The organism is Calditrichota bacterium (assembly GCA_014359355.1).
Lineage (GTDB): Bacteria > Zhuqueibacterota > Zhuqueibacteria > JANLFK01 > Oleimicrobiaceae > Oleimicrobium.
This window is the reverse complement of record JACIZP010000344.1, coordinates 1-2,766: the sequence shown is the minus strand read 5'-3', so window position 1 is coordinate 2,766 and position 2,766 is coordinate 1. Positions and strand designations below refer to the sequence as shown.

Below are 2,766 nucleotides of genomic sequence, written 5' to 3'. Positions count from 1 at the left end.
TGTCGCTCTGGTTGGAAGCATCTGGGCAGCTGCCTCGGTCCTGGCGAAGAACCAGGGTTCCTGGAAGCCTGGTCGTATTGGGGCGCGGAGAGGAAGTGCTGTGCTGCGCACGCGACCCATGCCGTCTCAGAGAAGCCCGTTAGGCAACCCGTCCTCCGGTTCATGAAAAAGAGGTGAGGTCTTCTGTGCTTTTTCACCGCCCGCCGCACGGGCTCGGCTATGTGAACCGGGCAAGTCTTACATCCTCAATAGGACCGGTCGCTTGCGTGCAGAGATGGCCACGCCGGGCACGGTCCTCCCGTAGCCGTCCGAAGCATTGCGCATTCCCCTCCGAAAAGGCCCTCCCCGTGGATCTCCCTGCAGAGCCGCCCTTTCTCTGCCGGGTGGTCTGTGTCTCAAATTTGTCAAATACTTGCCGCCGAAGCTGCGCTTGAAGTGCTCAGGCTCCTCTGCTTTTCCGCGGCACAGGGAGGCCGGAGTTGTTCTATCTGCCTATGCGCAAGCCCGACTTCTGAGAGCCGGCTTGAAACCCGTGATTGGACATCCAACCCGCGGTGCCAGGCCCCATGTCGGTCACGAGGCAGGCAGCTTGAAGGGATTTCTGTATCCGCCCGCGTGCACCTGCTGCACAGTTGCACACTGTATCTTGCCACCTCTTGAAAAGTTTCCTCCCGACGAAAGAGGTTGACTATTACGGGAGATGTGTTATCTTTACACTGGTGACAGCCCAAGAGCCAGCAAGAGTCATGAACAGCTGTTTGTACGGCGGCGTGGACCCCAGTGGCAGCGCTTCGCGACCAACTGGGGTCGCTATCCTCGATGACCGGCTTCAGGTGGTAGTCGCGGAGAGTCGATTCGACGATGCTGAAGTCATCGCTTTCTTCGCGGAGCATGGAGACCGCCTTTTTGCCGTCGGACTTGATGGTCCGTGCGCTCTGCCGATAGGGCTGCAGGAATGTTGCTTCCAAAATCGGGAGCCGACCTGCGGTCACGAACAGCCCGCGGGACGAAAAGGACGCCTCTGCGAGAGGGAGCTCGCCCGACGCGGGATCGGCTGCTTCTTCACGGTGAAGAAGAGCTTTGCGAAGAGCTGGGTGCTGCGGAGCATTGGCCTGTACCGGCAGCTGCGGGAGGCCGGCTTGATGGTGCATGAGGTCTACCCCTACGCCAGCAAGCGCCTGCTGTTTGGTCGGCAAATGGTGGCCAAGCAGACAAGGGTTGGCCGCGCGTTCCTCGCGTCCGCGCTGGCCGAGTTAGGGATTGTGCTCCCCCAAAAGCAACTGAGCCATCACGAGTTGGACGCGATCGTAGGCGCCTACACGGTCTACCTCCTTGCCCATGGGCGCGCAGAACGGGTCGGCGATGAACAGGAGGGCTACATCGTAATTCCCGCAGGAGAGGCCAGACCATGACGAGCTGGTACCGCGAGCTCTTCGAGCGGTTGGGGGTTCGCTACCTGGACTACCGGTTCACGCAAGGAACAAAGCAAGAGGTCGACTTTCTGGTGGAACAGCTCCGACTGCAGCCCCATGAGCGCATTCTGGACCTTGCTTGTGGGGCGGGTCGGCACTCCATCGAGCTGGCGCGGCGGGGCTTTCGGCTAGTCGGAGTCGACCTGTCGGCGCGCATGCTGCAGGTGGCACAAGCCTGTGCACGCCAAGGGGATGCTCACGTGCACTTCGTCCGTGCCGATGCCCGGGCGTTGCCTTTCGCGGGAAGTTTCGATGCAGCCTTTTCCTTGTGCGAAGGGGCGTTCGGCATTCTGGAAAGCGATGAGGACAATCGCCAGGTGTTGGCCGAGGTGCATCGCGCCTTGCGTCCGGGCGGGCGTTTCCTCCTCAACGTGCTCCATGCGGCCTTTGCCTTCCGGCATCCAGAAGGTGACGAGCACCTGGATGTGGAGAAGTGCGTCGGCTACTGGACCGAGCGGGGAGTGGACGAGCAGGGCAGGGAGTTCAGCATTGCCTGTTCAAACCGATATTACACCTGTCCGGAGATCAAGTTGCTGTTGGAGATTGCTGGCTTCGAGGTGGTGGAGATCTGGGGTTCGCTCGCCGGGAATTTCGAACCTCGGCCGGTGCGCCTCGACGACTTTGAGATGCTGGTGTTGGCGCGCAAGCCCGCCACAAAGAAGGCATATCAAGCCGGCGCTCCTGTTGCTGCATAAGTGAGCCTTGCAAGGAACGGTCGTACCACGCACGAAGGAGGGAACCTGTGAACGGAACGCACTCGCCAATGGCTCCCGCACGCACCAGAGTGGTGCTGGCGCTCGTGGGCGCCGCTCTGTTCTTGAGCGCCTCACCAAGCCGAGGTCAGGAGGCAGCGTTCGACCAGCGTCACCTGTGGGATGTGCACCCGCGGGTGAGGGTGGCGCCTGAAAGGCCGCAAGAGCTGCGTCACGAGGAACTTTACGACATTCTGCGCCAGTTGGCGCGGTCGTCGCCTGAGCTGCAGGTGGAGGAGGTTGGCCGCTCAGTGGAAGGGCGGGCTCTATACCTGGTCCGTGCAGGGCGTGGCCGCCAACGCGTGCTGCTCTGGTCCCAGATGCACGGCGATGAACCCACGGCCACTGGCGCGCTACTGGATCTCCTTTCCTACTTGTCCCGGCAGCGTAAGGAGCCTTTCGTGGCGCGCATCTTGGAGGGCGTCACCATCTTGGCAATGCCTATGCTTAATCCCGACGGGGCTATGCGGCGGCAGCGGCGCAATGCGCTGGGCATCGACATCAACAGAGATGCCCGTGACCTGCAGACACCTGAGGGACAA

At 61.5% G+C, this 2,766-nt stretch carries 3 protein-coding genes; all 3 read left to right on the top strand.

The annotated features are described in order from the left end of the window. Positions 1-746 precede the first annotated feature (746 nt). Positions 747-1,412 (top strand): DUF429 domain-containing protein, encoded by a 666-nt coding sequence (locus H5U38_14460; GenBank protein MBC7188223.1) that lies wholly within the window; start codon positions 747-749, stop codon positions 1,410-1,412. Continuing rightward, on the top strand, positions 1,409-2,167 hold the full coding sequence (locus H5U38_14455) for a methyltransferase domain-containing protein (protein MBC7188222.1): 759 nt from the start codon (positions 1,409-1,411) through the stop codon (positions 2,165-2,167). Before H5U38_14460 ends, H5U38_14455 begins: the two co-directional genes overlap by 4 nt. Positions 2,168-2,235: 68 nt before the next feature. Further along, the coding region (locus tag H5U38_14450) for a peptidase M14 (protein ID MBC7188221.1) at positions 2,236-2,766 on the top strand (531 nt) is incomplete at its 3' end.